20 protein-coding genes and 1 pseudogene are annotated in these 22,623 nt (G+C 43.1%); 12 read left to right on the top strand and 9 right to left on the bottom strand.

Going from position 1 to position 22,623, the window contains the following annotated elements:
- The first annotated feature begins 89 nt into the window (after positions 1-89).
- Positions 90-974 carry an N-carbamoylputrescine amidase gene (aguB, locus tag ACVBIL_RS15135; protein ID WP_447167802.1) on the top strand — a complete coding sequence of 295 codons (885 nt, stop codon included), beginning with the start codon at positions 90-92 and terminating at the stop codon, positions 972-974.
- A gap of 122 nt (positions 975-1,096) precedes the next feature.
- Here aguB and ACVBIL_RS15130 read toward each other — a convergent pair whose 3' ends face one another.
- Complete coding sequence (locus tag ACVBIL_RS15130) at positions 1,097-1,282, bottom strand: hypothetical protein (protein ID WP_447167801.1); 186 nt, start codon at positions 1,280-1,282, stop codon at positions 1,097-1,099.
- 100 nt (positions 1,283-1,382) lie between these two features.
- Positions 1,383-2,633 (bottom strand): dicarboxylate/amino acid:cation symporter, encoded by a 1,251-nt coding sequence (locus ACVBIL_RS15125; RefSeq protein WP_447167800.1) that lies wholly within the window; start codon positions 2,631-2,633, stop codon positions 1,383-1,385.
- A 490-nt stretch (positions 2,634-3,123) separates the two neighbouring features.
- Here ACVBIL_RS15125 and ACVBIL_RS15120 point away from each other — a divergent pair, with 490 nt between their 5' ends.
- The 4 genes from ACVBIL_RS15120 (at position 3,124) to ACVBIL_RS15105 (ending at position 8,887) form a co-directional block, all read left to right on the top strand.
- Positions 3,124-5,958, top strand: coding sequence for a M16 family metallopeptidase (locus tag ACVBIL_RS15120; RefSeq protein ID WP_447167799.1), 2,835 nt, complete (start codon positions 3,124-3,126; stop codon positions 5,956-5,958).
- A 177-nt stretch (positions 5,959-6,135) separates the two neighbouring features.
- Positions 6,136-7,701 (top strand): glutamate--cysteine ligase, encoded by a 1,566-nt coding sequence (gshA, locus tag ACVBIL_RS15115; protein WP_447167798.1) that lies wholly within the window; start codon positions 6,136-6,138, stop codon positions 7,699-7,701.
- Between the two features lie 2 nt (positions 7,702-7,703).
- The gene (locus ACVBIL_RS15110; RefSeq protein WP_447167797.1) at positions 7,704-8,144 is read left to right on the top strand and encodes a hypothetical protein; all 441 of its coding nucleotides are present in this window, start codon (positions 7,704-7,706) and stop codon (positions 8,142-8,144) included.
- A 125-nt stretch (positions 8,145-8,269) separates the two neighbouring features.
- Positions 8,270-8,887 carry a transglycosylase SLT domain-containing protein gene (locus ACVBIL_RS15105; protein WP_447167796.1) on the top strand — a complete coding sequence of 206 codons (618 nt, stop codon included), beginning with the start codon at positions 8,270-8,272 and terminating at the stop codon, positions 8,885-8,887.
- 156 nt (positions 8,888-9,043) lie between these two features.
- On the opposite strand, the gene ACVBIL_RS15100 is transcribed toward ACVBIL_RS15105, so the two are convergent.
- Entirely contained in the window at positions 9,044-10,300 is a 1,257-nt protein-coding gene (locus ACVBIL_RS15100) for a sensor domain-containing diguanylate cyclase (protein WP_447167810.1), read from the bottom strand.
- A 448-nt stretch (positions 10,301-10,748) separates the two neighbouring features.
- Between ACVBIL_RS15100 and purE the strand changes: the two genes are divergently transcribed.
- The 3 genes from purE to ACVBIL_RS15085 all read left to right on the top strand — a co-directional run bounded on the left by purE (position 10,749) and on the right by ACVBIL_RS15085 (position 12,719).
- A complete protein-coding gene (gene purE / locus ACVBIL_RS15095; protein ID WP_447167795.1) occupies positions 10,749-11,252 on the top strand; it encodes a 5-(carboxyamino)imidazole ribonucleotide mutase in 504 nt (167 codons plus the stop codon).
- A gap of 353 nt (positions 11,253-11,605) precedes the next feature.
- Positions 11,606-12,163: a sigma-70 family RNA polymerase sigma factor gene (locus ACVBIL_RS15090; RefSeq protein ID WP_447167809.1), complete on the top strand. Its 558-nt coding sequence runs from the start codon at positions 11,606-11,608 to the stop codon at positions 12,161-12,163.
- Positions 12,153-12,719 (top strand): hypothetical protein, encoded by a 567-nt coding sequence (locus tag ACVBIL_RS15085; RefSeq protein ID WP_447167794.1) that lies wholly within the window; start codon positions 12,153-12,155, stop codon positions 12,717-12,719. Before ACVBIL_RS15090 ends, ACVBIL_RS15085 begins: the two co-directional genes overlap by 11 nt.
- 130 nt (positions 12,720-12,849) lie before the next feature.
- On the opposite strand, the gene ACVBIL_RS15080 is transcribed toward ACVBIL_RS15085, so the two are convergent.
- Entirely contained in the window at positions 12,850-13,266 is a 417-nt protein-coding gene (locus tag ACVBIL_RS15080; RefSeq protein WP_447167793.1) for a hypothetical protein, read from the bottom strand.
- A 211-nt stretch (positions 13,267-13,477) separates the two neighbouring features.
- Here ACVBIL_RS15080 and ACVBIL_RS15075 point away from each other — a divergent pair, with 211 nt between their 5' ends.
- The 4 genes from ACVBIL_RS15075 (at position 13,478) to ACVBIL_RS15060 (ending at position 20,114) form a co-directional block, all read left to right on the top strand.
- A complete protein-coding gene (locus tag ACVBIL_RS15075; RefSeq protein WP_447167792.1) occupies positions 13,478-16,753 on the top strand; it encodes a S41 family peptidase in 3,276 nt (1,091 codons plus the stop codon).
- A 356-nt stretch (positions 16,754-17,109) separates the two neighbouring features.
- Complete coding sequence (locus ACVBIL_RS15070) at positions 17,110-18,255, top strand: HlyD family secretion protein (RefSeq protein ID WP_447167791.1); 1,146 nt, start codon at positions 17,110-17,112, stop codon at positions 18,253-18,255.
- The gene (locus ACVBIL_RS15065; protein WP_447167790.1) at positions 18,245-19,336 is read left to right on the top strand and encodes a DUF2955 domain-containing protein; all 1,092 of its coding nucleotides are present in this window, start codon (positions 18,245-18,247) and stop codon (positions 19,334-19,336) included. Before ACVBIL_RS15070 ends, ACVBIL_RS15065 begins: the two co-directional genes overlap by 11 nt.
- Before the next feature lie 193 nt (positions 19,337-19,529).
- The gene (locus ACVBIL_RS15060) at positions 19,530-20,114 is read left to right on the top strand and encodes a lipid-binding SYLF domain-containing protein (protein ID WP_447167789.1); all 585 of its coding nucleotides are present in this window, start codon (positions 19,530-19,532) and stop codon (positions 20,112-20,114) included.
- A 147-nt stretch (positions 20,115-20,261) separates the two neighbouring features.
- On the opposite strand, the gene ACVBIL_RS15055 is transcribed toward ACVBIL_RS15060, so the two are convergent.
- The 5 genes and pseudogenes from ACVBIL_RS15055 to ACVBIL_RS15035 all read right to left on the bottom strand — a co-directional run bounded on the left by ACVBIL_RS15055 (position 20,262) and on the right by ACVBIL_RS15035 (position 22,597).
- Complete coding sequence (locus ACVBIL_RS15055; RefSeq protein WP_447167788.1) at positions 20,262-20,708, bottom strand: OsmC family protein; 447 nt, start codon at positions 20,706-20,708, stop codon at positions 20,262-20,264.
- 241 nt (positions 20,709-20,949) lie between these two features.
- A complete protein-coding gene (locus ACVBIL_RS15050) occupies positions 20,950-21,612 on the bottom strand; it encodes a hypothetical protein (protein WP_447167787.1) in 663 nt (220 codons plus the stop codon).
- A gap of 6 nt (positions 21,613-21,618) precedes the next feature.
- Positions 21,619-21,864, bottom strand: a pseudogene (locus tag ACVBIL_RS15045) (DUF3325 domain-containing protein); the annotation flags it as partial.
- A 107-nt stretch (positions 21,865-21,971) separates the two neighbouring features.
- Positions 21,972-22,127 (bottom strand): hypothetical protein, encoded by a 156-nt coding sequence (locus ACVBIL_RS15040; protein WP_447167786.1) that lies wholly within the window; start codon positions 22,125-22,127, stop codon positions 21,972-21,974.
- A 185-nt stretch (positions 22,128-22,312) separates the two neighbouring features.
- A complete protein-coding gene (locus ACVBIL_RS15035) occupies positions 22,313-22,597 on the bottom strand; it encodes a hypothetical protein (RefSeq protein ID WP_447167785.1) in 285 nt (94 codons plus the stop codon).
- Between the last annotated feature and the right edge of the window lie 26 nt (positions 22,598-22,623).

The following is a 22,623-nucleotide window of genomic DNA, read 5'->3' as shown; positions in this document are numbered from 1 at the left end:
CGCTATCACCCGCAGTTATAGAGACTCATTTTGAGTCTCAATTTTTAGCTGGGAACATATTTTTAGACACTAAAGAAAAGGGGCTTTGTATGTCAAAACCTGTCAAATTTGCAGCTATTCAACTCGCTATTAACTGGGATGTTGAATGTAATCTTTCTAAAGCAATTCAAAAAGTCAAAGAGGCTGCAGCTAATGGTGCTCAAGTTATTTTACTTCAGGAACTGTTTGCCGCCCCCTATTTTTGTAAGCAGCAGAATGCCAAATATTTTGAATTAGCGACAGAGTTAGCAGATAGCAGTTTAATTAAGCAAATGAGTGAATTAGCCAAATCCCTACAAGTGGTTCTGCCTATTAGTTATTTTGAAAAGTCAGGTAATAACTTCTTTAACTCACTGGTTATGATAGATGCTGATGGCACTGTTCTAGACAATTATCGCAAGTCCCATATTCCCGATGGCCCGGGTTATTGTGAGAAGTACTACTTCAGCCCTGGAGACACAGGTTTTAAGGTGTGGCATACCCGCTACGGTTGTTTTGGAGCTGGGATCTGTTGGGACCAATGGTTTCCAGAGTTAGCCCGCTGTCTAACTTTAGCGGGTGCAGAGGCAATATTTTACCCTACCGCTATCGGCTCTGAGCCTCAAGATCCGAACTTAGATTCTAAAGGACATTGGCAGCGAACCATGCAAGGCCATGCTGCCGCAAATGTCATACCGGTTATTGCAGCCAATCGTACTGGTGTAGAAAGCGATGACGGAGTAGAAACACATTTTTATGGTTCCTCTTTTATTACCGACCATACGGGGGAAATATTAGCGGAAGCTAGCCGTGATTTAGAGGAGGTCATCTATGCAGAGATAGATCTTCACTCTACTCGACTTGCTCGCTATAGCTGGGGACTGTTTCGGGATAGACGGCCAGATTTATACTCAGAATTATTATCTTTGACAGCAGTACGCCAGCAACAGCGATAAGTGCATAGGCTCTAATCGGAAGGCTATTAAGCGCGATATTAACTAAGCGCTTTAAATACGATTTATGCGCCAATCTAAGTTGTCAGTTTTGGCGCGCATTGATTGTGCTGATGTTTATGATACTAATTGCGAATATTTTGACCCGCCGTGAGCCAGAGTAAAAATGCCAATGCAAAAATGATGGTTAGGCTGATGCCGATGATATAAAGAAAACCAGTCTTTCCTTGCTTTAATGGAACACCGTTATAGTTAAGAAAAAGCGCCCATACCAGTGAAAGCAATATGGGAAGAATGAAGAGTTTTGTCATACCTAACCACTCCTGAATTATTGTTTTTAAGCAGTAGAATATTGAAAAGTATAAAGTAAAAAGGCCGCAAATGCGGCCTTTATTTAATCAAAGATTGAGATTAGCTTCGCACCTGCTCAGCTGTTGTATCTTCTTGAGCATAGAACTGTGCTTCATCGAGTTGCCCTTCTGATTTACCAATAACCACTGCAGTCATCATGTCGCCGGTCACGTTAGTTGCCGTGCGGATCATATCAATAATACGATCAATCGCTGCAATAAAGGCGATACCTTCTAGCGGTAAACCGACCACACCTAATGTCACGCTTAACATTACCATTGCGCTGCCAGGTACGCCGGCGGTTCCCACTGAGGCGACGGTTGCTGTAACAGCAATCAGCATATAGTCAGTCATATCCAGTGGAATGCCATAAATTTGAGCGATGAAAATTGCTGCAATCGCAGGGTAAATCCCCCCGCAGCCATCCATATTCATGGTCGCACCTAAAGGAAGAACAAAAGAGCCATAACGCTTAGATACACCCATAGATTCGCTGCAGCGAGTGCTCGCAGGTAGGGTGCCAAAACTTGATGCAGTGGTAAAAGCAACAATTTGCGCTGGTATCGCTTTACGGAAAAACTGTAGCGGACTGAGCTTTGCTGCAAACTTAATTAAACCACCGTAAACGAAAATGATGTGGATTAGAGCCGCTAAATAGATAGCGCCAATAAACTTACCTAATGGAAGTAGAGTCGATAAACCATATTCACCCACAACCCACGCCATTAAACCAAATACACCGATAGGAGTCAGTTGTAGCACCATACGAGTGAGTTGGAACATCACTTCTGCGCCCGCTTCGATTGTACGTTTTAAGGGCGCAGCTTTTTCACCGACTTTATTGATCGCAATACCAATTAATGCGGCAAAAACGATAATTTGCAGTACCTTACCTTCAGCTAGAGACGCAAAAGGGTTGACTGGGATCATATCTAATAGCACCTGAGTAAAGCCCGGCACATTTCGTTCACGCACTTCGGTCGCAACGAGTTCCAGCGAGCCGCCCATGTCGATTACAGAGCCGATAGTCAGGCCTATCAGTGAGGCGATGGTGCCGGTAAACATGAACATGGCTAAGGTTTTAAAGCTCAGTCTTTTTAAACTAGCCTCAGATCCAAGCGAGGTAATACTCACAACGATGGCGCAGAAAATGAGAGGGGCAACCAGCATCTTAATCGCACTGATAAACAGATCGCCAAGCGGTTTCAGTACTGTTGCTGATTCGCCAAAAATGACACCTACGCCGGCGCCTAAGATAAAGGCAGCTAATACTTTCTGCCAAAAAGGGATGTTTTTAATTGCTTGCCACATTATTGAAGTTCCAAATGTTTTATTTTTATAAAGTTACTTTACGGGTGAATCTTTGTTCACTCCAGCGTTAATTTGCAGGCAATAATTAATCATCTCTAGCAAGATTTACATTTAGTTACCCAATTAAGACCATTCTATAGATAGTCTGACTTGCATCACAAACCTATTTAGTTATAACTTATCGTTATATAAGAGTTTGTTTTGATAACTTTAAATTTTAACTATATTGCAACATGGTAAGGTTTTTGTCGTTAACAGTATAAAAAAATTAGTTAATTCACTGGCTAAGGGATTTTTCTGGCTTTTGGATTGTCGATAGGTAAGTTCTTTTTGAGTTTTAATTGTTATTAAAAGCGGTATTTATTTTTAGCGAGTTAATTCAAATATCACTGCTGGTTGTTTTTTCTGTAGTAGGTAATACTAGGTGCAATATCAAACGCCTCAGCAAAAGCTAGAAATATTGCTAGTTGGTATAATAAGGAGAAAGTCTTTGAAAAAATGGATATTAGCCGCGGCAATCAGTGCTGCATTAATGGGCTGCGCAGGACAACAAACAGAAACAACGCTTCCTCAAGGGGTAAAGCTAGTCGAATCAGTGAGCTTTGCCGCTGACCAAGTCGGGATCCCTTACCGCAAGTATCAATTGGCCAATGGCTTAACGGTAATCCTGCATGAAGACCATTCAGACCCATTAGTCCATGTTGATGTGACTTATCATGTGGGCTCAGGGCGTGAGTTAGAAGGCCGCTCAGGCTTTGCTCATCTATTTGAACATATGATGTTCCAAGGTTCAGAGAATGTCGGTGACGAGCAGCATTTTAAAATGGTCACCGAGGCGGGCGGCACGTTAAACGGTACCACTAATTCCGATAGAACCAATTATTTTGAAACTGTCCCGAATAACCAGCTAGAGAAAATGCTCTGGCTAGAGTCAGATCGTATGGGCTTTTTCTTACCTGCGCTAACGGAAGCAAAGTTCGAAGTGCAGCGCGAAACCGTTAAAAACGAACGTGCTCAGCGTATCGACAATCGCCCTTATGGGCGGATGGGAGAGCGTTTCAATCAAGCATTTTATCCCCAAGGACACCCTTACTCATGGCCAGTAATTGGTTGGCCTGAAGATTTAAACCGTGCCGATGTTGAAGATGTTAAGCACTTCTTCCAGCGTTGGTATGGTCCGAACAATGCCACTTTAACCATAGGTGGTGACTTTGACGAGATGCAAGCGCTTGCCTGGGTAAATAAATACTTTGGTGAGATCCCAGCAGGCCCAGCGGTAGATGCACCTGTAAAAGAGCTAGTGACACTTGATCAAACGCGGTATTTATCAATGGAAGATAGGGTTCATCTTCCATTGCTGCGCATTGGCATGCCAACGGTTTATGCTCGCCATGAAGACGAAGCTGCACTCGATCTGCTGTCTAATATTTTAGGTGGCGGTAAGACCTCACTATTTTATAAAAACCTAGTCAAAGATGGATTAGCTGTGCAAGCTGGTGTAAGCCATCCATGCCAAGAGTTAGCCTGTCAGTTCTCTATGTATGCGTTGGCAAACCCCGCTCGTGGCGGTAATTTGGCTGAGATAGAGCAAGCTATGCAAGACTCGATTAAAGAGTTTGAGCAACGCGGCGTGACCGATGACGATCTTGAAAAAGTGAAAGTTAACTTTGAGGCGGGCACCATTTTTGGCCTACAAAGCGTTCAGGGCAAAGTGGCTAGCTTGGCCTTCAACGAGACCTTCTCTGATAATCCAGACATGATTGGCTTTGATTTAACCCGTTATGCCAATGTCACTAAAGAAGATGTGATGCGTGTATTTAACAAGTACATCAAAGATAAACCTATGGTGGTTATGAGTGTTGTCCCGCAAGGGCAAACACAGCTTATCGCTAAAGCGGATAACTTTGTTGCACCAGCTGAAAAGATTGCCAGCGTTGCGGTTGAAAGCCTAGAGATTAAGCCGCAGATCGCCTCTACATTTGATCGAAGTGTTATCCCAGCAGCAGGCCCTGCACCGGTGCTGACGATGCCTGAACTTTGGCAAGGTCAGCTTGCCAATGGTATTGACGTGATTGGTACTCAAACAACTGAAACCCCTACGGTTGAAATTGTTATTTATCTTAACGGTGGCCATCGTTTGCTTGATGTTAGTCAAGCGGGTCTCGCAGGCATGACTGCAGCAATGATGAATGAGTCGAGCAAGCAGCGTAGTTCAGAAGAGTTAACTCAAGCATTAGAGATGTTAGGTAGTAACGTCAGCTTTAGCGCCAGTGGTTATCAAAGCCAAGTTAAGATCTCATCGTTAACGACGAACCTTGGTAAAACCATGGCAATTGTGCAAGAAAAACTGTTTGAACCGGGTTTTACAGCTGCAGACTTTGAGCGAGTTAAACAACAGAAGTTACAGCATCTGCAACGTGAGTTGACTGAGCCAAACTATTTAGCATCGACAGCCTTTAGTGAGTTGCTATATGGTGATCAAAGTCCATTTGGGATCAGCAGTGGTGGGTCACTTGAAACGGTTTCTGCAATGACTCTAGATGACGTCAAAGCCTTTTATAAGCAGCAATACACGGCGGGTAATGCACAAGTCGTAGCAGTCGGTAGCTTAAATGAAGCGCAGATGCTGACAAATCTTGCTACGCTTTCAGATTGGAAAGGGGCTGCAACACCCTTACCTGCACTTGCTAGCTTGCCTGCATTTGAAGGTGGCAAAATCTTTATCGTTGATAAGCCCGAAGCGGCGCAGTCGGTGATAAAAATAGGTAAACGTGGACTAAAATATGATGCAACCGGCGAGTTTTTTAAATCATATTTGATGAACTATCCATTAGGTGGTGCATTTAATAGCCGCATAAATCTTAATCTTCGTGAAGATAAAGGTTACACCTATGGCGCGAGAAGTTACTTTTCCGGTGGTCCAGAGCAAGGATATTATCAAGCGACGGCCAGCGTGCGTAGCGATGTGACAACGCAGGCGTTAATCGAATTTATTAAAGAGATTAATAGCTTCCAAGAAGCGGGGATGACGCAAAAAGAGCTCGAGTTTATGAAGAGCTCTATTTCGCAGTCGAAAGCACTAAACTACGAAACGCCATACCAAAAAGCGGGCTTAATGCGTAATATTCAACGTTATGATTTGGACGATAACTACAGTGAACAACAAACGGCAATTACCAATGGTATTGGCCTTAGTGAACTAAATAAATTGGCAAAAGAACAGTTGAATTTAGACGATATGGTTATTTTAGTGGTAGGTGATCGCGCTAAAATAGAGTCTGAATTATCGACACTTGGCTATCCAATTGAAATTTTACAGTTGTAAAAGACTGAGTTAGTCCATATATCCGAGTGATGGTGTCTATTCTGTGGCATCATCTCATCGTTTTTTATGGTGGCAGTTGAGTAAACGCTAATTGGGTACGACTTGAAATTTAAGTTGGCTATAGCGGGTCTGCTGACATGCTATATGGGTTAGAGTCACGTACTAGAGAGCAATATATTGAAATCTTTCAATGAAGTAATAGGCAAACTGTCGGATACGGCAAGTCGTCAGGCGCTAAAATCAATGCAACGAGGCATTGAGCGTGAAGCGTTAAGAATCGAAAAGTCGGGCCACTTGGCATTGGATAAACATCCGAAGGCATTAGGGTCTGCTTTAACGCATTCGCGGATCACTACAGATTATAGCGAATCTCTACTAGAGTTTATTACGCCAGTTTTTGAAGATATTGATGAGCTAGTCGAAGACTTGACTCTCACTCACGCCTATAGTGTGCGTCACTTAAATGGCCAACGTTTATGGCCCGTGAGTATGCCATGTTACTTAGGCGATGCGGGTGATATTCCCATTGCCGATTATGGTAGTTCAAACACAGGGCAAATGAAGCGGTTATATCGAAAAGGACTAACCTATCGTTATGGCGCGCAAATGCAGATCATCTCAGGTGTGCATTTTAATTTCTCAGTGTCAGACCAACTCTGGAGCAGACTGTACGAATTGTCAGATAAGTCATTAACCTTAGATGACTTTATTTCTGATTCCTACTTTGGTCTTATTCGTAACTATCGTCGTTTAGTCTGGGTGTTACCATATTTATTCGGTGCGTCACCTGCGCTTTGCAGCACATTTATTCAAGATCCAAAGACCAATAACTTTCCGTTTGAAGTCATAGGTAATGGCACTTTATATTTGCCGTATGCAACCTCGTTACGGATGAGTGACCTGGGTTATACCAACCAAGAGCAAGACAACTTAAACATAAGTTACAACAGCTTAGATTGTTACTTAGACGGGATGAAATCAGCGATTAATATGCCTTCGGCTAAGTTTGCAAAAATTGGTGTCAAAGTTGATGGCGAGTACCGTCAGCTAAACGCCAATATTTTACAGATTGAAAATGAATTCTATTCGCCAATTCGTGCCAAGCGAGTAGCAAAAGGCAACGAAAAACCTTCAGAATCACTTGCTCGAGCAGGGGTTGAGTATATCGAGGTTCGCGCTTTAGATGTGAACCCATACAGCTCAGTTGGAATAGAGAAATCTCAAATTAGATTCCTCGACCTATTTTTATTAAATTGTTTGTTGCAGCCATCAGCCACATCTGATGCCGCTGAAGAAGCAGAAATTGCGGCTAACTTGCACGCTGTCGTACTTGAAGGGCGTAAACCTGGGCTGATGTTAAGCCGCTCAGGTGAAGAGATAAGTTTAAGCAACTGGCTTGAATCACTGTTCGGTAATTTGAAAGATATTGCGCAGTTACTCGACGATGACCAAGATGATTACCAAGTTGCACTGGCTAAATGGCATAAAGCGATTGATAACCCAGATGAAACCTTGTCGGGCCAAATCATTAAAGGGCTAAAAGACGATCAAATTGATCATAGTGATTGGGTGCTGCAATTAGCAGAAGAGTATCATCAGCAATTAAAAGCCTATCCATTATCAGAGACAGTAACAATGCGTTATGAGCAAGATGCTATAGCGTCACTCGACAAACAGGCAGCACTAGAAGCTGAGCCTAGCGTCAGTTTTGATGAGTTTTTAATTGATTACTTTAAGGCGTAACCTTGGTGACTAAGGCCTTCAACAGCGTATTGAGTTTTACTGTATTGGTGCTGCTAGTATCAGGTTGTGCGACACAATCTGATACGGCTAATCAGTGTGGTATTGTTGCGACGTATATGGAGCCTGATCGCGACGCGGATATATACCGCGTCGTGGTGACACATCTCGATGGAAAGCCCGTTATTTCCCAGCCAAATTATCGTTTAAGTGTTGGAGAGCACACCTTTATCGTGGCCGAGTTAATTGATGCGCCAAGTTTGAAGGTCAAACTTTCTGCCCGTACACCTAAAGAGCTTAAGGTTAGAGTCGGTGCAAATGAGCGTTATCATATAGGCGCAAAATTTAATACTGGCCAAGTGTATCGAGGTAATGATAGCGGATTTTGGCAGCCTGTAGTGTGGCAGCAAGAACCCTATGAGTGTGAAAGCCCCTCAGCGTTATAGCTTATCATTGATTTAGCTTTTCCCTTGTTGATTTGTAACACAATTTACTAAACCCTCAATTGCATCTTTAGTTCATCAATGTGACACTATGGTTTTGCTATTACTGTCTGTTGGTACTCCTTCTTATGAAATGGCCTGCATTATTTGCGACTATTGTTTTAGCCACGCTGTTAACAGGGTGCGCGACTCCTCCTCCAAAAGATCCTGAGAATCTTTGTTCGATTTATACCGAGAACCGTTCTTGGTATAGCGCGGCGAAAGATACCCGCGAAAAATGGGGGGTACCAGTACACATACCTTTAGCCATGATGTATCAAGAAAGCTCTTTTAAGCATAACGCGGCGCCACCAATGGAATACTTCTTAGGTTTTATTCCGATAGGTCGAGCGAGTGATGCTTATGGGTATGCGCAGGCAAAAACTATGACATGGGATGATTATGTCAAGGAAACCGGCAACTCCTGGTCTAGTCGCAGTAATTTTGATGACGCCATGGACTTTATGGGTTGGTTTATTTATAAGACGCATAAAATTAATGGCGTGTCTAAATGGGATGCCCGTAATCAGTACTTAAATTATCACGAAGGCTGGGGTGGTTATAAACGTAAAACCTATAACCAAAAGGCGTGGTTAATTAAAGTCGCTGGCCGTGTAGATGATCGTTCTAAACGCTATGCAGCACAATATAGGCAGTGCCAGGAAGATCTTGATTCATCTTGGTTATGGCGACTCTTTTTCGGATAGTGCCAGTTTTAGCTAACTCAAGACCATTCGAGCCTCTGCACTGCAGGGGCTTTTCTTTCCCTGCTGTGAAGTGGCGTAGCTCTGATTACAATCAGTAGAAAGCTCTGATCGCTAGGCCGAGTTTAACACTTGTGAGCTAAGGTCATTAATTAAGAGTTAACAAACCTGTTGATGCTTTAGGCGCTTATTTTGATACAAAATATCATTGGCGGCCTTAAAACTTGCATTGAAATTACCTTGGTAGAGAGTTATAGCGTAGCTAAACTTTACTTCGGGTCTAACTTTTTCATGATTAAGATCGTCTGTATTTGGCGATGCCAATGTTTGCTTGATCTTAGTAAGATCACTTGTTATTTGTTCTAATGGACCATGGCAAAGGGCAATAAATTCATCACCGCCATATCGAGCGACTAAGTGTTTTTCATGCCAATAGTGTTTTAGTGTATTGGCGAATATTTGTAGCGCTTTATCACCAAATTGATGGCCAGCACTGTCATTAATCGCCTTTAAATTATCAAGATCTAAAATAATGAAATAGCTGCCAAAGTGTGATTTTATCTGCCAGTTTTGCAATTCATTTTCAAAACGCTGACGATTAAAAAGCTGAGTCAAACTATCAAAGTTGGCGAGGAGATTGATTTGCCGAGCCTTTTGATAGAGTGCAATTGCATTGGCCGCTTCATGAGTTAAAATGGCAACAAGGTTCCGGTCATAATGGCTGAAGGCTTTCGGGCGGCCACTGTCTAAATTCAGCATGCCATATAGCGCACCATCAATATGTATCGGACTCGATAAGGTTGAACGTATCGCTGTTTGTGGGGCTGTGAGTAACATGCGTTGTTCATCGGTAGATAGACTGCTATGGGCATTTATATTGGCCATATCATCAATGACGACCACTCGATTGCATTTCCCTTTAGTGAGTCGGTATTCAAAAGATTGGTTAAGGTTAAATTTAACTTGCCTGAGCTTTTCAATATCAATACCTACAGTGGACTCAAATTGTAGTGCTCCGGTCGTTGTGTCAACTTTAATAATCGAGCCCATTTCTGCCCCATCAATACTGCCTACCGCCTTTTTTAATAAGGCATTAAGAAACGCGCGTTCATCTTGATATTGATTAGCAATATTGACCAGTTCGAAGGTGGTGTCGTTGACATGGATGACTTGCTGAAGATGTTCCCATAATCTGTTTAATCGACCCTGATGAAAGTAATAATTTAAACTGTAACCAAGTAGGTAGATGATTGCGACAAGCAGGAGGTTTGCAACGGAGTTTGGATTCGGACTGATCCTAAAGAAGATCCCCCAGCAGATAAGTAACAGCAGCATAGGTGTCCCTAAAAGCGCCAGATGCATTTTAAGGTCTAATGAATCAATCTTTTTTTTCTTTAAGCTATCTCTAATGGGCACAGTGAAAATCCTTATTCGTAAAAACTTGCCTTCGGTGCGCAGGGTGTGTGGCTTAACAAGATTGTTATGCAAATTATCCTCATCAACTTTTAAACTTATCATGCTTATCTTAAGTAAAAAACTGAGGGGGTAAAATTGTAGGCTTGGGCAAGAGTATTAGGCCCATTATATGCAATCTGGCGATAGTTTCTTGGTAAAAGAGTGGCGTTATTTACTACTGATTAATGCAGTTTCTGCGTGATAAACTCAGTTATATCAGCTTTATAGTTTGATAATCTACTCTTTTCCTTATTTGTTATACATATGTACTAATAAGTTATTTGCAGTTCTTTAAAAGCTTAGGGATAATTGCGCCGCAGGCTTGGGGGAAGCCTGTTTACTAAGTGCGCTAAATGTCATTATAATGCGCGCAAATATAATAATGTACCGCCCTACTCAAGGACTTAAAATGAGCAAACCATTTGTTGCAGTATTAATGGGATCTGATTCAGATCTGCCTACAATGCAAGCCACCCTCGCAGTGCTTAAAACTTTCGAAATCAACTTTGAAGCTAAAGTGACTTCAGCGCACCGTACGCCTGCTGCTACGCACGCCTACGTAACTGATGCTGAAGCGCGTGGTTGTAAAGTCTTTATTTGTGCTGCAGGTCTTGCTGCACACTTAGCTGGCGCAGTTGCTGGCATTACAACTCGCCCTGTTATTGGCGTTCCAATTGATTGCGGTCCGCTACAAGGACACGATGCACTTCTTTCTACTGTAATGATGCCAGGTGGTGTACCTGTAGCAACTGTTGCTATTGGTAGTGCCGGTGCTAAAAATGCGGGTTATCTAGCAGCGCAAATGTTAGCCGTTGGTGATGATGCACTTGCTGTAGCCGTTAAAGAAGAACGCGCTAAGTCAGCTGAAGCTGTTCAAGCTAAAGATGCAGCGCTACAAGCAAAACTAGCTTAAGTTAACCAGTCGACGCAAAATTCGCCTGTTAACAATGAAATGCCGCCGATAACGTTCTGTTAGGCGGCATTTTTTATTGCAAAATTAAGTCATATTATCGGCACGGCATCAATACCGCTGTCAGTCAGTCTATTTTTAATGCACTATTTTCCCTTATTAGTCTTTCACGATAGCTAACTTCTTATAATGATTCATATAGTGAGCTATAGCTGAGATAAGGCACTGAGACTCTAGACAAATCTTGGCGCTCCATGCAGACTAAACGGGTAACCGTTTTTGCTAAGGAAGATGCAGTGGAGCAAGCTTTACCCTCAGATGAAACCGCGAATGAGGTTGATTCAGATCAAGCCCTTATGCTGCAATATGCAGCTGGCAGTACGCGTGCATTTGAACGACTCTACCTCAAGCATAAAGGCCCCTTGTATCGTTATTTTGTGCGGCAGATTTATGATCAGCAATTAGCCGAAGATCTCTATCAAGAAACATGGAGCAGAGTGATAAAAGCGGCGAGTAACTATGAGACTAGCGCAAAATTTACGACATGGTTATATCGTATTGCCCATAATTTAGTCATAGATCAGGTAAGAGCGGTTAAACCCGTCAATAATTTCACCGAAGTATTTGAGGCCGAAGAGGGTCGCGAGAGTCAACTCGCTGATGATAATGGCTGTCCCGAAGTGCAAATACTCGATGAGCAGAAAGCTCTGCTACTCAAGGGCTGTGTGGCTAACTTACCGCAAGTGCAAAAAGAGGCGTTTGTGCTTAATGTCGAGATGGGCTTTACGGCAGCGATCATTGCCGACATTGCTGGAGCGACATTAGAGGCAACTAAAAGCCGTATTCGCTACGCTTATAAAGGGCTTAAAGAGTGTGTTGACTTAAAGTGGCAAGGAGCTGAGCATGACAGATAAAGGGCATGAAGCAATTGAAGCAGAAATTAAGTCACTTTATCATCAAATGGATAAGGAGTTACCATCGAGTGAACTCGATGAGTTGATCCTTAAACAGGCACGTCGCCGAGTTTCTAAGCCAGCACAAAGCCAGTCTTTTTGGCGCAAATATCGTTGGCCTTTATCTTCAGCGGCTTCAGTGTTGGTAGTGGTGACACTGTTTGTGATAAATCCTGCAATGAAAAGTGGTGATGTATTAGAGCAAGGGGAGGCTGTGATGATGTCTTCTCCACCTAAGCCACAGATGATGCGTTCGATGGAGAATCCTAGCCAGATAGCCGAGCAATTGGATGACAAGGCTATTGAAGTCATACAGAGCAATGAGTCTAAGTCTGAAGATGCGCTATTAATTATGCAACTAAATGATATTGAACAGCTAATTCTGAATAACGAGATAACAAAGGCTCAGCGTTTACTTAAGCAGATAGCCGAGCAAGAGCCGCAGTTGCTTCAGGCGGCTCATCCGCTTAACGTCAGGTATCTTAAGTTACAAAAGGCGCTAATGTCAGGTCATTAACTCTGGTTAATTGATGCTCAGCTCTATTGCTTTAATTTTCAGAACGATAAAGCCCGCTTTTAAGCGGGCTTTATTATGCCTTTCACTTGCTTGAGTGGCTAAAAATGAAGTGAAGAGTTAAATAAGTGAATTAAAGTGACTTGAACCAGTCCCAGATCCCAAGGGAGCTCCCTTCAAAAAGGTCGATACCCAGCATAGATTTCAATAAGTAGAGTAATAATAAGCCAAAAGCGAGTGATATTAATATAAACGCCAACACGCTGAGTACAAATAGGGCTAATGAAAGCTGCTTTTCTTTGCGGTTATATGCGCGTTTGTTACGTCCTAATAGAAACACATAGAAGAAACGCCAGCCAATAAAGGGCAGATAGAAGCTACCGCGATTATCGAGCATGTGTTTCTGCCATCGGTTGTTGATCAATGCTCGCCTCATATAGAGTAACTGTGACTCAGCAAAACTATCGGCGTGGGCTTTGGGCATATTTCCCAGTGCTCGACTTACGCTAAGATCATCTTTTAGTGATGGGCGGACATAGTCTTTAGGCATTAATACCTCGTATATTAAAGGCGTTTACATAAGCTTAGCAGTTATTGATTAGCTAAAACTAAGCCAGCTTTTGCTTAATTGTACTTAAGGAATAAGAAACACATTTGCTAATACTTATTCAGTAGTATTTTGCTGCTGCGTCGTAAAAACTTTGCTACCTTGTTGCTTTAAAAGTTAATTAACAATAATAACAATAGGATTGGTAGCTCAGATGAAACTTCGTCACTCTCTTGCATGCTGCATGCTTGCCTTAGGCACATTTAATATATCTCCCGTTTTTGCCGCGCAGTCCACGGTCACCCCAGGTTATTTTCGTGCACCAGCATTGAATCAGCAGACCTTGGTATTTACAGCAGAAGGCGATCTTTGGACGCAGTCATTAGGAGACTCTAAAGCAACGCGCCTGACAAGTTTACCGGCACAAGAGTTAGGGGCAACCATCTCTCCTGATGGAAAGTCAGTTGCATATGTGGCCAATTATGAAGGTTCGAGCGAGGTTTACGTCATTCCTATTGCTGGTGGCCAAGCTAAGCGTGTCAGCTTTGAAAATAGTCGAGTCCGTGTACAAGGCTGGACCGCGGATGGCAAGGTGCTTTACTCAACCGATAATGCTTTTGGCCCAGCTAATTATTGGGTGCTGCGAACGGTTGACCCTAAGACCTTATTAACGACAGATTTACCGCTAGCCGACGCCATAGAAGGGGCAATTGATGATAAAAGTGAATATGTCTATTTCACCCGTTTTGGTCTACAAGCGACAGGCGACAATGCCAAGGTATATCGCGGTGGAGCTAAAGGCGAACTGTGGAAGTTCAAGCTCGGCAGTAACCAAGAAGCTATACCACTGACTCAGGCTCATCAAGGTTCAGTCAGGCAACCTATGTTATGGCTGTCTCGCTTGTATTTTATTAGTGACAGTGATGGCAATGACAACATCTGGTCTATGTCGACAGCAGGGGATGATGTTAAGCAGCACACTCATTACCAAGACTGGCAAGTTCGCGGCGCAAGATTAAATCAAGGGCGCATCGTGTTTCAGCAAGGCGCCGATATTAAATTGTTTGATATCGCGTCAGGCAAAGAGCAAACCCTTGATATTGATCTTGTCTCTGATTTTGCACAAAAGCGCGAACACTGGGTCAAAGAGCCAATGAAGTACGCAACATCCACGACCTTATCACCTAAGGGAGATAAGGTTGTGATCACCGCTCGAAGCCATGTGGCTATCGCCGGCACTGATGGCCAACGCTTGATTGAAATGGCATTACCAGATCATAGCCGAGTACGTAATGCGCTAATGAGCCAAGATGGTGCTTGGGTTTACGGTATTAGTGATGCCTCCGGTGAACAAGAAATATGGCAATTTGCAGCCGATGGCAGTGACAACGCTAAGCAACTCACTAAAGACGGTAAAACCTTAAGGCTTAATCTGCATCTGTCACCCGACGGACGTTACCTTGCCCACGATGATTACGACGGCAATGTATGGCTACTCGATCTTAAAAAAGGCAGTAATAAGCAAATTATCACTCAAGGTGAGGGATTAGCGCCCTATGCAGATATTGTTTGGTCTGGCGATAGCCGTTTTATTGCGTTAACCAAAGCTGAAATGGGTAAGGCGCGGCCACAAATTGTGTTGTACTCCTTAAAGAGTAATCGTGCAGAGTCTTTAACGAGCGATAAATATGAGTCTTTTTCCCCAAGCTTTAGTGTTGACGGTGACTGGCTATACTTTCTATCGAATAGAAAGTTCGTTTCAACTCCTAGCTCGCCTTGGGGAGACAGAAATTTAGGACCAATGTTCAATAAGCGCACCGAGGTATTTGCTATTGCATTGAATGAAGGTGCGCGTTTTGCGTTCCAAAAGCCTAATGAGTTGATGTCAGAACCAGCAAAGCCTGATGATGAAGTAGAGACTCAAGTTGATTGGGATGGCTTATCGAGTCGATTATGGCAAGTCCCGGTTGCTGCGGGTAACTACGATTCATTGCAGATGGCAAAAGATAAGTTTTACCTACTCGATAGCACGACGAGTGGCAAGTCGACGCTGAAGCTGGTTAAATTTGATCCGCTCAGTCCAAAAGTTGAAACCTTCTCTGCGGATGTTGGTGAGTTTACACTTTCTCAAGATGGCGATAAGTTATTTATTCGTAAGCAATCTAAGCAAGGCCGTGAGATGTTGATTGTCGATGCTGGAGATAAGCTTGCTAAAGAACTTAATGATGCCAAAGTACAAGCTAACCTATGGCAACTTGCTATTGACCCGGCTGCTGAATGGCAGCAAATATTTGAAGATGCGTGGCTAATGCACCGTGATTCTTTTTACGACAAGAACATGCGTGGCCTTGATTGGCAAGCCACTAAGGTAAAATATCAGCCGCTTGTCGATAGACTAACTGACCGCCATGAGCTCAACGATCTGTTTATGCAGATGATGGGGGAGCTCGACTCTCTTCATTCTCAAGTTCGTGGTGGTGATACGCCAAAAGATGCTGATAAAGCAAAATCTGCCAGTCTAGGTGCGCGGTTAGAGCAGACTAAAGCTGGTGTGGTTATTGAGCATATTTATCAAGGCGATCCAGAGTTGCCTGCACAAGCGGCTCCACTTAAGCAAATGGGCGTTAATGCGAAAGTTGGCGATGTGATTGTGGCAATCAATGCGAAGCAACTGAGCAATATTGCCGATGTCACTCAGCTTTTACGTAACCAAAGTGGTAAGCAGGTATTACTCACGCTTAAGCGCGGTAGCAAAACACACCAAACAGTAGTTAAGCCCGTGAGTCCATCTAAAAATGCCAAACTGAGATACCAAGATTGGGTGCATCACAACAGTGATCAAGTGTCTAAAAACAGTGAGGGTAAAATAGGTTATTTGCATTTATACGCCATGGGTAGCGGTGATATTTCAAGCTTTGCACGTGAGTTTTATGCCAACATAGATAAAGACGGGTTAATTATCGATGTGCGTCGTAACCGCGGTGGCAATATTGATAGCTGGATCATCGAAAAGCTGCTGCGTCGAACCTGGGCATTTTGGGCGCCAACTCATGGTACGCCATCGGGTAATATGCAACAGACCTTTAAAGGCCAGCTTGTGGTATTAACCGATCAGCTGACCTATTCCGATGGGGAAACCTTCTCTGCTGGAGTTAAAGCACTGGGTATTGCCCCATTAATAGGTAAGCAAACTGCAGGCGCTGGAGTGTGGTTATCAGGTCGAAATTCATTAACGGATAAAGGTATGGCGCGCGTGGCTGAGTATCCACAATATGCGATGGATGGCAGCTGGATAATTGAAGGTCGTGGCGTTAGCCCTGATATTGAGGTCGATAATTTGCCGTATGCAACATTTAGCGGTACAGATGCTCAATTAAATAGAGCGGTAAGTTATCTAAAAGAGGCGCTTGAAAAGCAACCCGCTGCCGAATTTAGTCCAAAGCCTATGCCGAAAAATGGTATGGCTGAAGATGTGCATCAAGCGTTTTAATCTGTACTAGTGCTTGTGTTTATCAAGCATGACAAACCTAAAGTTTCGGGCGTTATTGGCTAAGCAGTTTCCAGGTTAATAACGCCTATTTTATGTAATTTTTAATAAAGCCAATTCCCCTCAACTCATCAAGTATCGCTACCAACACGCTATAAGTGTTCAATTCTGCTATTGTTTTTTATTTAACGGAAAATAAATCGCTTATAAATTAATTTGTTAAAAGTATTGAATGTTAACTGTTTAAGACACTAAACTGATTAAAAATAGCTCAGTGACTCGAACGTTTGCAGGCGCTAATGCTGAGCACCTGTCTAATAGCCATTAGTACAGGCTTATCGGTGACAAAAGGGATGAGTATGACGGAAGAGAAGGGTGTGAGTGCTAACGAGAATGTAGCTAGCAACAAGCAGAATGAAGAGCTTGAACCAACCGAAAACAATAAGAACACCAAAATCCGCAAAGCGACCAATATCATTTTAATCGTGGTAAGTTTTTTATTCGTATTTCATCTTATCGCTGACAGGTTTATCCCATCAACGGATCTCGGCCGTATTCGCGGTTATGTTGTCCCTATTAGCCCGCAAGTATCTGGTGAAATTATCGATATTATGGTTGAACCAAATACGTTGATTAAAGAAGGTGATGTACTGGCTAAAATTAACCCGCAAGATTATGAGATCGCACTGCATCAAGCGGAGCAATCTCTTAAAAAAGCAGGGCAAAATGTGGGAGCTCAAACGGCAAATGTTGCAGCTGCTCAAGCTAAAGTGACCAATGCTCAGGCTAATTTAACCAATGCTCAAGTTCAGTCAAAGCGAATTTTTGCCATGGTCGATAAAGCGGTGATGTCCAAGGCTGATGCAGACAATGCTCGTGCAGAGCTGACAAAGGCTGAAGCGGGTGTTGCGAGTGCTAAAGCTGACTTGGCCAAAGCCAAGGAGCGTTTAGGCGCTGAGGGAGAGAACAATACGAATGTAAAGTCGGCTCTGTTAAGTTTAGAAACAGCCCAGATAAATTTAGCGCGCACATCGATTATTGCACCGACAGATGGTGTGGCATCAAACTTTAGGTTAAAAGAGGGCATTTATGCCAGTGCTGGCCAGCCAGTGATGACCTTTATCTCATCCGAAGATGTGTGGATTGAGGCTTATTTTAGAGAAAACAGCTTAGGCAATATGAAGCCGGGTGATGAGGTTGAATTTGCTCTCGATTATGCACCAGGAGAAGTCTTTAAAGCTAAAGTCGGCAGTATCGATTACGGAGTCGACTGGGGACAGAGTGAACAGACTGGCAAGTTGGCTCAGGTCACTGGTCAAACGGGCTGGTTACGCCAATCTCAGCGATTTCCTGTAACGATAGTACTACCAGCAGATGAAGCTGTAGGGCTAAGGCGTGTAGGTGGTCAAGCTGATGTAATTGTTTACACTAGTGATAACAGCATTATTAACCTCCTAGGCCAGTTTTGGATCCGCGTGGTGAGTTGGTTCTCCTATGTCAGATAATGACCTCTCAAATAGTGACTTAGCTAAGGTGAGTACCAAACCTAAATCTAAGCCTAAGCCTGAAGTGACTAAAGAGGCTATATATACTCGCAGGGTATTGCGCTTTACCTTAGGGATAGGCCTTGCGGTGGCAGTGTCTGCTATTTGGGCTTGGCCGCTGGCATTTATTGTTCCTGTATTTGTGGCCAAGTTTTTAGTCGACAGACAAGAGCCCACAGTGCAAACCGTGTATGAATTGTTGATCTCGATGATTTGTACTATCGGTTTAGCTTGGATCGTGAGTTTTGGCCCTACCCAATATCCTGTGGTGCTATTACCGCTACTCGCGATGATGATGTTATGGGGCTATTACCTTTTTAGCGATCCTCGTTGGAACTTCTTTGCTACTATTTTCATTGTGGCAACGCTGCTACTGCCATATTTGAGTTTACTACAGCCCGGAGCCGCTATTCTTGTTGGTGTGGGCTTAAGCTTTTCTGGTGTAGTAGCCGTAGTGATATTCGCGTTACTTCACGCTTTGTTACCCGAACTCTCTCCTAACAAAGAACAATTAGCTGATGCGCAACAGAGCCATGACGAACGTACCCATGAAGCGTTTAGAGCACTGATCCTTGCTTTTCCCGTTATCTGCTTTTTCTATTTTTTTGAAATTTCTGGTGCGCTATTAACCATGATATTTATCGCTATTCTGTCCTTGCAAGCAGCGGGTGCAAAAAGCATTAAAGTGAGCCTTTTTCTGCTAGTGACTAATGGCATTGGTGGCGCGTTAGCTGTTGTATTCTATAACCTATTGACCATAGTGCCTGAGATACAGTTTTATATCGGTATGTCGATGTTGGCCGCTTTGTTCTTCGGGCAAAAAATTTACGCTGACCCTGCTAAAGCGCCGCTTTATGCTGGAATATTATCGGCATTGCTAGTGGTGGTGGGATCAACGGTTTCCTCTACCGATAAAGATGTTGCAGTCAACTTTTACCTAAGAATTTTGCAGTTATTTCTAGTGGGCGTGTACATGATTTTTGCCTCTTTCTTTTTAGAGTCAAGGAACTGGAAATTCTTAAAAAAGCGCAACAACCTGTAAGTGATAATTATTTTTAAGGCATGTTAATGCAACCTATGTTTATTGAGGACAGCATTGGTTAAGCAAATATATGATATATAACTGAATCAACAACTTGATTCATATGCTATATATTAAATGGCGCGAAATTTTGATGAACAAAGATAACAAAGAGTGTTTCACGCACTCATCATTTATCGATAAGGATGAAACGATGTCTCGACTAAATAAACTTAAATTAGCAGCTGTAGCCCTACCAGTACTACTTGCTGGTTGTGCGACTGGTGATACGCCAGAAGCTAAGAAAATGCATGCCAGAGAAGAGACCCAGTCTGCGCTACAGGAGATCTATACTGAGCATCCAGCGGCTAAGACTGCGGTGGCAAACTCTATAGGCTATGTGGTTTGTACCGGTAGTAATAGTTACTTATTTGCCTTATCTACAGGTGGTGGGATCTGTGTTTTACATGAAGGCAGCAAGATTTCTTACTACCGCTTTGCAACGGGTGGTGTTGGTGCTGGTATTGGCTGGAAACAGATGGCCTTTGTACAAGCATTTTCTCAGCGTGATGCGTTAACTCGTTTTAAAGAGTCTGGCTACGAAGGACAAGCGCAGGCAGAGGCCAGTGCCGAATATGAAGGCAGTGGCGATCAGGCATCGGCTAACCAATCAGTCGATGTGTCAGGTGTTAAGACCTATCAAGTTAACCTGATGGGTGCCGCTGCTCAAGCCACTGTGCAGGGCTATAAGTACTGGGAAACTGACTTTACCGACGACTTTGTCGAAAATGATGGTTAGTACTGCTTAATGTTAAAATGAAAAAAGCTAGGTGATGTCCTAGCTTTTTTACTTTTAGACTAAAATGGATAACGTCAGTGATAGATTGGCACTTATCTGTAGCTATACTGATTAGTATTAGTATTAGTATTAGTATTAGTATTAGTATTAGTATTTTATTTCAAAGAGCGTCTCTGGATTAAGGCTATTAGCAATGAAACAATTGCTGTGAGACTTATCATGGATCTTAGCTATTACCTCAGCCTCTACTGCTTCTGCAAACTCAATTTTTGGTTGCAACACGACTTTATTAACAAAGAGTTTACCTGCTGCATTTTTGCCTAACTCTGCGTATGCATCATCTTGATACGAGATTATAGGCAAACGCTTTAGGTGAGCAATGGTTAAAAATGTCAGCATATGACAGGAAGACAGTGCTGCTAATAGGCCTTCTTCAGGGTTTATTTTGTCGATGCTTCCGCTGTACTCTGGCGCCGAAGATGCATTTATTTGCTGGCCACTGCCAAAGGTTATACGGTGATCGCGGCTAAAACTCTGGGGATCAACAATAGGTTCCTCTGCTGCAATCCAGCGGAGGTTGATTTTAAAGCTCATATTGCTAACTCTTTAATTAGATGCGTAGATAGCGAAAGTTAATAACTAGATGTAATCGATTAGGCTTAACTTTACCAGTCAATACGCCGCTGCTGAAAATAATTAAAGTGGAGCATACTCCGAGTGCGGATAGAGTAAATTGATTTTAATCAACAGCCCCTTAGCTTAAATGAATAGATTTGCCTGATTCATTGTACTTTTATCGAAGCAGTTGATTAATGCAGTTGATTAATGCAGTTGATTAAGACGCTTGGTTAAGGCTTTTAGTGGTATCAACATATGTTTGCATGCTTGCTACTTGTTGTTGCAGGGCTTTTGCGTTGACCGTTGCTGCACGTGCTTCATCGTTGTTTGATAGATAATATGCCGTTGCTGGGGACGTGCCATTGTTACTCCCTGTAGCGATGTTCGCTATATCTGAGTAGATCTGATACTGCATTTTTGCCTTTTTATACTCTACATACACCTCAATTTTGTCTCCGTCATTTGGTAATGTCGGGCCAACTGGTAGTGTTTGTAAGTCATCGCTACTTTGCTTCGCTAGTTCTATCGCTTGAGGACTAAGGGTTACAGTATCTTGTTGTAAAGTAAGCTGAGTCGAATTCAGACTCTTGTCACTTGCGAGCAGAGGAGCATTGCTAACCTGCGTGGCCATGCTTGATTGTGACAGACTTGGTTGAGACTGACTCGGTTGAGACTGACTTGGTTGAGACTGACTTGGTTGAGACTGACTTGGTTGAGACTGACTTGGTTGAGACTGACTTGGTTGAGACTGACTCGGTTGCGACTGACTCGGTTGAGACTGACTTGGTTGAGACTGACTTGGTTGCGACAGGTTTGGCGACTGGGTCATTTGAGCCTGTTCGGTGCTCAATGGTAGCGGGGGCGAGTGTGAAATAAGCATAGGGCCTCAGTCATAAGTTGATTTATATGACAATATTCTAACGTCATTTCGCTGTACGTAAGCTGAACTGTCTTTGAAGTGAAGAATGAGTCGATATTCAATAAGCTTGCTAGTAATACATCCCCAATATGTGCCACTTATACCAATCCAGCCTGCAAAATAAAGTAACTGGGCTTGCTGTGGACTGGGGACTTTACCAAATGACTCTCGGTAATGAGAAAACATAGCCAGCGCAAAGAGTCCAAATGCAAGATAACTAAACCCTAATCACGGCCTATATTCCTTGCTTTATCTATGATGAAGTTGGGGGTCTAACCTCATTGTTTACAGTGCGTGTTGTTGCTTGATTAGCTAAGACATTATGCTTGCTGTAGCCAAAGGTAGTCCGTGATGAATGTTAAGTTTAAGCCTTCAACCAAACGTAAGCCGAAGCTGGTTTTAGCGCCTTGTTTTATCTGCTTCTGTTGATTTTGACGAATTTTAACAGCCCAGAGTAAGGTAGCTGTTGTGATCATGGCGCAGCCTAAAAAACCACTAATGAAAAATAAGGCTCGTAGCAGAGGCTCGCAAATCGTCCGGTATGCAGGGCGATTAATGTATCGTGGGTATTTTGTGCGCCAGAGTTGGGCCCGAGGCCAGGACTTAGCTGTTCACCGATCGCACCATTAAAAGTAATCGCCGTTCTTCTATCGGTAATGGCTTAGCCCGTGTCATAGTAAAAATTAATTTGGCGACTTTTATCGCTTGGGTTATTGACCGCAACGGTAATAAGTTCATCGCCTTTAATTGGCGCGAACGGCTCGATAAATTGACCGCGGCGTTGGCCCTCTTCCGGCAGTGTCTGCCAACCATAGCTCATGTAAGGCTTACGGTCGGTAGGGAAGCTAATATGCCAATCTTTAGCGTGATCAGCGTGATCAGTTAAGTCGTCTTGCGCTCGTAACAGTTCGTTAGCAACTTGAATATTGTCATATTGTTGGATCACATTTTTGTGCAGTTAAGCTGTACTCC

The organism is Shewanella sp. 125m-7 (genome assembly GCF_052977045.1).
Note: the sequence above shows the minus strand (reverse complement) of the source record. Positions and strands in the feature narration are given on the sequence as shown.

What these genes read in the sequence shown, in the direction of transcription:
- ACVBIL_RS15085 (WP_447167794.1), top strand. Translation starts at nt 12,153, where the DNA reads ATGACAGATAAAGGGCATGAAGCAATTGAAGCAGAAATTAAGTCACTT.
- ACVBIL_RS15105 (WP_447167796.1), top strand. Translation starts at nt 8,270, where the DNA reads ATGAAATGGCCTGCATTATTTGCGACTATTGTTTTAGCCACGCTGTTA.
- ACVBIL_RS15130 (WP_447167801.1), bottom strand. Translation starts at nt 1,282, where the DNA reads ATGACAAAACTCTTCATTCTTCCCATATTGCTTTCACTGGTATGGGCG.
- ACVBIL_RS15070 (WP_447167791.1), top strand. Translation starts at nt 17,110, where the DNA reads ATGACGGAAGAGAAGGGTGTGAGTGCTAACGAGAATGTAGCTAGCAAC.
- aguB (WP_447167802.1), top strand. Translation starts at nt 90, where the DNA reads ATGTCAAAACCTGTCAAATTTGCAGCTATTCAACTCGCTATTAACTGG.
- ACVBIL_RS15125 (WP_447167800.1), bottom strand. Translation starts at nt 2,633, where the DNA reads ATGTGGCAAGCAATTAAAAACATCCCTTTTTGGCAGAAAGTATTAGCT.
- ACVBIL_RS15080 (WP_447167793.1), bottom strand. Translation starts at nt 13,266, where the DNA reads ATGCCTAAAGACTATGTCCGCCCATCACTAAAAGATGATCTTAGCGTA.
- ACVBIL_RS15065 (WP_447167790.1), top strand. Translation starts at nt 18,245, where the DNA reads ATGTCAGATAATGACCTCTCAAATAGTGACTTAGCTAAGGTGAGTACC.
- purE (WP_447167795.1), top strand. Translation starts at nt 10,749, where the DNA reads ATGAGCAAACCATTTGTTGCAGTATTAATGGGATCTGATTCAGATCTG.
- ACVBIL_RS15060 (WP_447167789.1), top strand. Translation starts at nt 19,530, where the DNA reads ATGTCTCGACTAAATAAACTTAAATTAGCAGCTGTAGCCCTACCAGTA.
- ACVBIL_RS15075 (WP_447167792.1), top strand. Translation starts at nt 13,478, where the DNA reads ATGAAACTTCGTCACTCTCTTGCATGCTGCATGCTTGCCTTAGGCACA.
- ACVBIL_RS15050 (WP_447167787.1), bottom strand. Translation starts at nt 21,612, where the DNA reads ATGCTTATTTCACACTCGCCCCCGCTACCATTGAGCACCGAACAGGCT.
- ACVBIL_RS15040 (WP_447167786.1), bottom strand. Translation starts at nt 22,127, where the DNA reads ATGATCACAACAGCTACCTTACTCTGGGCTGTTAAAATTCGTCAAAAT.
- ACVBIL_RS15090 (WP_447167809.1), top strand. Translation starts at nt 11,606, where the DNA reads ATGCTGCAATATGCAGCTGGCAGTACGCGTGCATTTGAACGACTCTAC.
- ACVBIL_RS15055 (WP_447167788.1), bottom strand. Translation starts at nt 20,708, where the DNA reads ATGAGCTTTAAAATCAACCTCCGCTGGATTGCAGCAGAGGAACCTATT.